The organism is Cupriavidus sp. 8B, assembly GCF_054589115.1.
In genome coordinates, this window is sequence record NZ_BAAILO010000487.1 from 45033 (window position 1) to 51694 (window position 6662).

Genomic DNA, 6662 nt, shown 5'->3' on the forward strand with positions numbered 1-6662 from the left:
GATGTCTCCAGTTGTGCCGGGAACTACGATGTTCCCTTGTCTTTTCGAATCTGGCCGCGGGTGGGCAGCAGGCGTTCAGCGCGGTACGAGCATCCACTCATGCGCGGGATCGTTCTTGAACGCCCAGCGCCGCTCGGGGCCGGCCATCGTGTTGAGGTAATACAGGTCGTAGCCGTACGGCACGGCGCAAGGGTGATAGCCGCGCGGCACCATCACGGTGTCGCGATGCTCCACGGCCATCGCCTCGTCGAGGCTGCGGTCGTCGGTGTACACGCGCTGAAAGGCAAATCCCTGCGGCGGATTGAGCTGGTGGTAGTACGTTTCCTCCAGCGCTGTCTCGTCCGTGCCCGCACTGTCGTGCTTGTGCGGCGGGTAGCTGGACGAATGGCCGGAAGGCGTGATCACCTCCACCACCAGCAGCCCTTCGGCCGGTTCGCTCTCGGGCAGGATGTCACAGACATAGCGCGTATTGGCGCCCTCCCCCCGCACGCTGCGCCGCATCTGGCCTGGCTCAATCACGCGCGCTGGCAAGCGGCCCTGCGCCGGCGCGGTGCTGAGCGCCACCTCGGCCCCGGTGCGCGCGTCGATGCATACGTCGCGGCCCGGGGGCACGTAGATCGCATAGGGAGACTGATCCTCAAACACCGACTGGCGGCTGCCCAGCGCGGAATAGCGTTGGTTCCCGACCAGCACGTCGAGTTGGCCGGACAGCACCGTAATGCACAGCTCGCGCGTGCCGGTGGCAAACGCCTCGGCCTCGCCCGCGTCTAATCGCAGCGCCTTGAAGCCTACGTGCCGCCAGCCTGCCGACCGGGGCGTAATGTCCGCGATCACGCGGCCGAGTTGCGCCTTGACGAGCAGGCTGCGGCCCGCTTGCGCCAGGTTCGCCTCGTTGGCGCCATTCGGGAACACTTCGGCGTGGCTCATTTGCCCCCCTGCTCAATGGCAACCGCCTCTGTCTGTGCCGCCGGGCGGCTGGCTCGCCAGCCTGCGATCAGGCGGCGGAAATTGGCGCCCACCTGCGCCCGGAACGAGGCGTCGTCGATCTCCTTGCCAAGCCAGGCCAGGCTGGCATCGGCCCAGACCGTGCGGCCGATCATGAAACCCTTGACCAGCGGCGAGGTCGCTTGTGCGAAGCTCTCCACCAGTTGTTCAAGCGGCTGGTTCAGGCCAAGGATCACGGCGCCACGGCACCACGGATCGCGCTCCTTCACCAGGGCCTCCAGCGCACGCCACTGGTGGTTGGCCATCGCGCCCACCTTCCACCATTCCGGCTTCAGCCCGATATCGTAGAAGTGGCGGATCGCGCGCACCACGGCCTCGCCCTCGTCGTCGGGCGCCAAGCTGTCCTTGGGCGGAATCACTTCGAGCAGCAGTTCGTGGCCGCTATGCCGCGTGGCTTCCCACACCACCTGCAACTGTTCGTCCTGCTCCGCGCGCAGCGCCGCCGGATCGTCCGGGTGATAGAAAACGAGGCACTTCACCACCTGCTCGCGCGGCCAGTGCGCGAGATCCGAGGCCAGCGAACGCGTGCCGTCGAAGCGCAGCGGGCGCGAACCTGGCAGCTCGATTGGCCGGCCCAGCCACCAGCCGCGGCCGGTCGCGTCGTGCAGGGCGGACTCACCAAGGCGGCCATCGATCAGCACGCCGATCTTGCCGCGGCAGCCGGCTTCGGTCGCCACCTCGGCTACCACTTCCGTAATCAGGCGCTTGAGCGCCGGCACGGCGCCGGCGTCGGCGCCCACGGCGCGCGCCATGTCCTCGAACTGCGCGCGATGATCGTAGGCCAGGACATACAGCTCCGGCCATTGCGGCCGCTTGATCGATACGCGATGCAGGTGCGCAAGCTGCGCATCCTGGTCCGGGCGCGGATGCCGCTGGCCCGAGAACCAGTGCGCCAACTCCGCCGGCGTCGGCATGGCCGGTGCGCAACCGTGTCGGGACACCACGATGGCGCCGCAAGCATTGGCGATGGCCGCGGCCTCGCGCCAGTCCTTGCCACGCAGCAGGCCGCTCAGCAAGCCGGAGGCAAAGGCATCGCCCGCCCCCAGCACGTTGAGCACCTCTACGCGCTCGCCGTGCACGGTCAGCGCGTCGTCGATGGCAGCCGGAATCCCGCCCTGCACGATGGAACATCCCAGCGGGCCCCGCTTGACCACCAGCGTGGCACCGGTACACGTGCGCACGCGGCGCAGGCTGGCCATCAGGTCGGTCTCGCCGCCGGCGATCAGCCATTCTTCCTCCGTGCCGAGGATCAGCTCAAAGGCGCCGAGCTGCGCCTGCAAGTGCAGGCTGACCTCAGCGTTGCCGATATAGCGCGTCTCGCCATCGCCCTTGCCCGTCAGGCCCCATAGCACTGGCCGGTAGTCAATATCCAGTACCCGCACCACGCCATGCCGCCCGGCGATATCCAGCGCGCGCCGCGAGGCCGCCAGCACGCCCGGCGTGCTCAGGTGCGTACCCGTGATCACCAGGCTGCGGCAGCGGGCCAGGAAGCCGGCGTCGATCGCCTCGACATCCAGCGCCATATCGGCGCAGTTTTCGCGGGCGAACAGCAGCGGGAAAGTGTCCTGATCCTTGATACCCAGGAGTACCATCCCGGTCAGGCGCGCGTCGTCGATCTGCACCTGGCTGACGTCGCAGCCCTCCCGGACAAGCGTATCAAGCAGGAAACGTCCGTTCTGCTCGTTGCCGACGCGCGAGATCATCGCCGAGCGCAGGCCCAGCCGGGCCGTGCTAAAAGCGATATTGGCCGAGGAGCCGCCGAGGTATTTGGCGAAGGTGCTCGCCGACTCCAGGCCGCAACCAATCTGCTGGGCATAAAGGTCGACCGCCAGCCGTCCCAGGCAGGCGACATCGATGTCCCGGTCGGCGGGAAAGGAAAGAGAACGCATTCGTGTCCGTCATCAGGTCATAGACTGCCGCTGCGCGACAGGAATCAAGGGAAAGCCGAGGGAAAGGTTTCGCGTCCCCCTCCTCGTCTTGGACGGAATGATAGCCGAGAAATAGAATTTTTGTTCCGTTTTTATACTTGTGAGAAAATATTTTCTATTTCGCACTTCCCCTCGCCGTGACGCGGGGGGTGTCGCTGTGCCCGCTACCCCACACACCCCAGCATGACCACAAACCACCCCTACGCCAACGCCGACCAATTTCTGGCCTCCATGCAAGACGGCTTCCCCAGCCTGAGCAAGCAGTTGAAGACCATCGCCCAATACGTCGAGAAAAACCGCGAGCGCCTCGTCCTCGATGGTGTGCACGATGTAGCCCGCCATTGCGGCGTGCAGCCGTCAGCGATCATCCGCTTCGCCAAGCATTTTGGTTTCTCGGGGTTCTCGCAGATGCAAGCGCTGTTCCGCGACAGTGCGGCCCGGCAACTCGCGCCTAACCGGGACTATCAGGATCGAGTGCGGGACCTGATCCGGGCCAGTGAAAGGCCGCTCTCTCCCACCGGTATCGCGCAGGAGGTCATCGCCGGCAGCATCGAAAGCCTGGAAGCCCTGCAGCGCGGGGTGACCGACACGCTGTTTGACGAGGCGGTGGAACTCCTGGTGCAAGCACCCTCGATCTGGCTGGCGGCATCGCGCCGCGCCTTCCCGGTTGGGGCCTATCTCGCTTACGCGCTCCAACACACGGGCAAGCCGATTCAGTGGCTGAACGGGCTGGGGCATATGCAGCAGGGGCAACTGCGGGCGCTTAAACCAGACGATGTGATGATTGCCGTTTCGTTCGAGCCGTATGCGCAGGAGACGCTGCTGGCAGTGCAGGAAGCGGTCGAACGCGGAGCGCGTGTACTTGCCATTAGCGATAGTCCACTTAGTCCTTTGGCGGATCATGCGCGGGTTCTGCTGCCGGTGCAGGATGGCGCTACGTTCGGGTTCCGGTCGCTGACTAGTACGCTTTGCCTGGCGCAATCGCTGTTCATGGCACTGGCGTATCGGCTGGAGATTGCCTATGCGCAGCCGCAGGCGGAGGCGGCGTCGGGGCGAAAGGCGCGCTCGGGGAGAACTTAGCGGACGATCTTGTGCGTGCAGGCTTGCAAGGAGCGATGGAGCCTGCGCAAATCAGCCGGACCGAACGTCAGCGTCTCGACCACGCACTGAGATGCGCCCCAGAAGGGCCTCTTAAGTAACTTGTATTGGGGGCCATGTCCTCGGCCGTCCAGTCGGTGTCGCGCTTCTCGATGGCCAACGTTTTGAACACCGCATCCGCCCCCGACAATGCGTACGGCGCTTGCCCCCGGTTGAGGCTGTCGACAATACGAGCCCCCATTTCCGCAAGGTCCCTGGAACTGGAGGCGCGCAGTATGGGCATGGATCTTTTCACCGGAATAGATTCCTGCACGAATATGTAGCGATGGAGCGAGCTAAAGCCGCGGCGGACGAACGGCTACTCGCTCTGCTGGACCAGCGCCCCGGCGTGCGCGATCGCCGGGCTGAGAGTGGCATACGCATAGTCAGCATCCTACGGCCCATGACCGGCGTGTCTCGCCAGTACGCCGGCGGGAAAGACAAGGGCTGGGCGGTGGAATTCGAGCACGATCTGGAGGCAGACACCTTTGGCCCGGCACCAGAGTGACATGGTTTGCCGGCAACTGACACACTCGAACGTCCGTTGAGCGTCGCCCGCGTAATACGGCACGTGATCCCCGAAGCGCTTAGCGTGTACGCCACCAATGCGGCTGCGGGCTTGCCATCGTCAGTGATCCGCAGTTCAACGACGTCTTGCGCACCAGGCCTTGGCAGCCGCCGCAGGCCCCCTTGCCATAGTTGTGGCGGTGCGCGAAGAACTTCGCCAGCAATGTCCAATTGCTCGCTGACGCCCTCTCCCACGCATGCCATCCCTTGTCCACAGCCTGATGTCCGGCAACGCTCGTCCCCGTGCTCGCAGTGGCACCCAACTCAGCGAAGGTGAGAGGGCAGTGACTGGCTCTGGGTCGGCTTGGACGGGGTCTTCTTAGAGAACTGTCGTTGGGCGTGCTGCAACTAGACTTGCAGACTGGCCTCGTCGTCGGCCAGCGGCCTCGAACGGTCGGCGCTGCTCGTTGCCTCGCTTCTACCGGTGCCCCCCATCGGCGGGTTCACGCCGCGTTTGAGTGACACGCGATCCACAGACACGCCCTCCTGGCGGATTTGTTCCGGCACCATCCTCGAATTCGGCACTGTGCTCGCGCCGGCGCGGCCGCTCAACTACCGACACTTGACTCATCGTCGCCACGATCTTGCTCACGGGTAACCGTTTGGACACTCGTGGGGTCTTCTACGTCCTCACTCTTCTCACAGCCGTGCTCGATACCCCGAGCGAACAACATCCATAGCGCCCGCTCCGGCGGACAGGCACCAGTGCGACTTGGACGCTCGCCGCAATTGCCATTTTGGTCCCGGCTCCGAATCACAACATCTTTTCATATGCATTCGTCGCCCAATCCTGCCGTCGGTTTGACGACACTGAATCCCGTAAGTACATCGAACCGTGGGAGCACCGCCAATTCGATCTACGTTGCTATTCGCATTTTTACCTCATGCAATCATTCCTCAGCAATTTTCAATCATGCAAAAGCAACACAAAATCACTGTTCAGGTAGCGATCGCGTCCACTGATGGCCCTCTTTTCGAGAAACTCAGCACCTTTGCAGGCCACGCAGGGAGCAGAGAGCGCGCTCATTACATTAAGACCTTACTAATTCGCGGGTACGAAGTACTTGAGCGAGCTCCCAGCGTGAGTGCTTTGCCCAATCAATCGCCATCTGCCGTCCCGCGCGCGCCCGTAAAGTCACACAAATTCTAGGAGCAGGTAATGTCGAAAAACGCTACAGACCAACTTGTTGTGGGAATGGACATTGGATATGGCAACATAAAAATGGACTGGGGAGACGGCGACCTTGCGTACCCTGCACGAGTGAAGCCTGATTGGTTCGGTGCGACCGAAGTCCATAAACTGAACGGGATGCGTGCCAGCTATGATGAAGTAAAGGTGTTGGTAAATGGCCGATACTATTGGATTGGTCCGGATACCCATTTATACGTTCCCGAGCCGATAGTGACTGATACCTATAGTGACAGCCCAGAATACGAGGCGCACGTCATCGGAGGCCTGCACTACATGTTTCGCAAGAGCGGCGTCATTAGAAGATCAATCCACAAGCTCGTACTCGGATTGCCGCTCTCGCAGTTTTCTCTGAGACGAGAAACGTTGCGCCAACGCTATCAGGGGAAGCGGCTCTCAATTCCGACGCCTCCCTCGCTAGAAGCCCGATATGGCCCTGAAATTGCGGTACGCCTCCAGAATGTCGAGGTTGTCCCGCAACCCGTTGGGAGCTTAGTGTACTGGGCAACGAGAGAGGGAAGCGAGGAAGACCTCAACGGCGAGCGCGCCAATCTGGTCATTGACCCGGGTGAGCGGACTTTCGATTGGTATGCAGCCAGGGGCACGAAGCCAATCTACGACGAATCAGGAGCTATCCCGGAGGGGATGGCCTCTATTATTTACAGACTGGCGAATACAATGACGAGAGAATTAGGGATACATATCGATTACTACACGGCGAGCCGTGGGTTAAGGCGAAAAGTGGTGAGCGGCGTGAGCCGCATCCCGTTTGAGAGATCGAGTCGAATTCGACGCTTCCCATGGCGCTGCCGTTCATCAACGAGGATGGAGCAAGC

4 protein-coding genes are annotated in these 6662 nt (G+C 62.6%); 2 read left to right on the forward strand and 2 right to left on the reverse strand.

Annotated elements, in window-relative coordinates; all coding sequences use genetic code 11:
- Positions 1 to 75: 75 nt before the first annotated feature.
- Together iolB and ACYP5B_RS45315 are read right to left on the reverse strand one after the other, a co-directional pair.
- On the reverse strand, positions 76 to 927 hold the full coding sequence (iolB, locus tag ACYP5B_RS45310; protein WP_459573944.1) for a 5-deoxy-glucuronate isomerase: 852 nt from the start codon (positions 925 to 927) through the stop codon (positions 76 to 78).
- On the reverse strand, positions 924 to 2894 hold the full coding sequence (locus ACYP5B_RS45315) for a bifunctional 5-dehydro-2-deoxygluconokinase/5-dehydro-2-deoxyphosphogluconate aldolase (RefSeq protein WP_459573945.1): 1971 nt from the start codon (positions 2892 to 2894) through the stop codon (positions 924 to 926). The genes iolB and ACYP5B_RS45315 overlap by 4 nt, the downstream gene beginning before the upstream one ends.
- A gap of 222 nt (positions 2895 to 3116) precedes the next feature.
- Between ACYP5B_RS45315 and ACYP5B_RS45320 the strand changes: the two genes are divergently transcribed.
- Both ACYP5B_RS45320 and ACYP5B_RS45325 read left to right on the forward strand, forming a co-directional pair.
- Complete coding sequence (locus tag ACYP5B_RS45320; RefSeq protein ID WP_459573946.1) at positions 3117 to 4013, forward strand: MurR/RpiR family transcriptional regulator; 897 nt, start codon at positions 3117 to 3119, stop codon at positions 4011 to 4013.
- A 1783-nt stretch (positions 4014 to 5796) separates the two neighbouring features.
- Positions 5797 to 6662 (forward strand): ParM/StbA family protein (locus tag ACYP5B_RS45325; protein WP_459573947.1); only part of this gene is annotated, 866 nt, incomplete at its 3' end.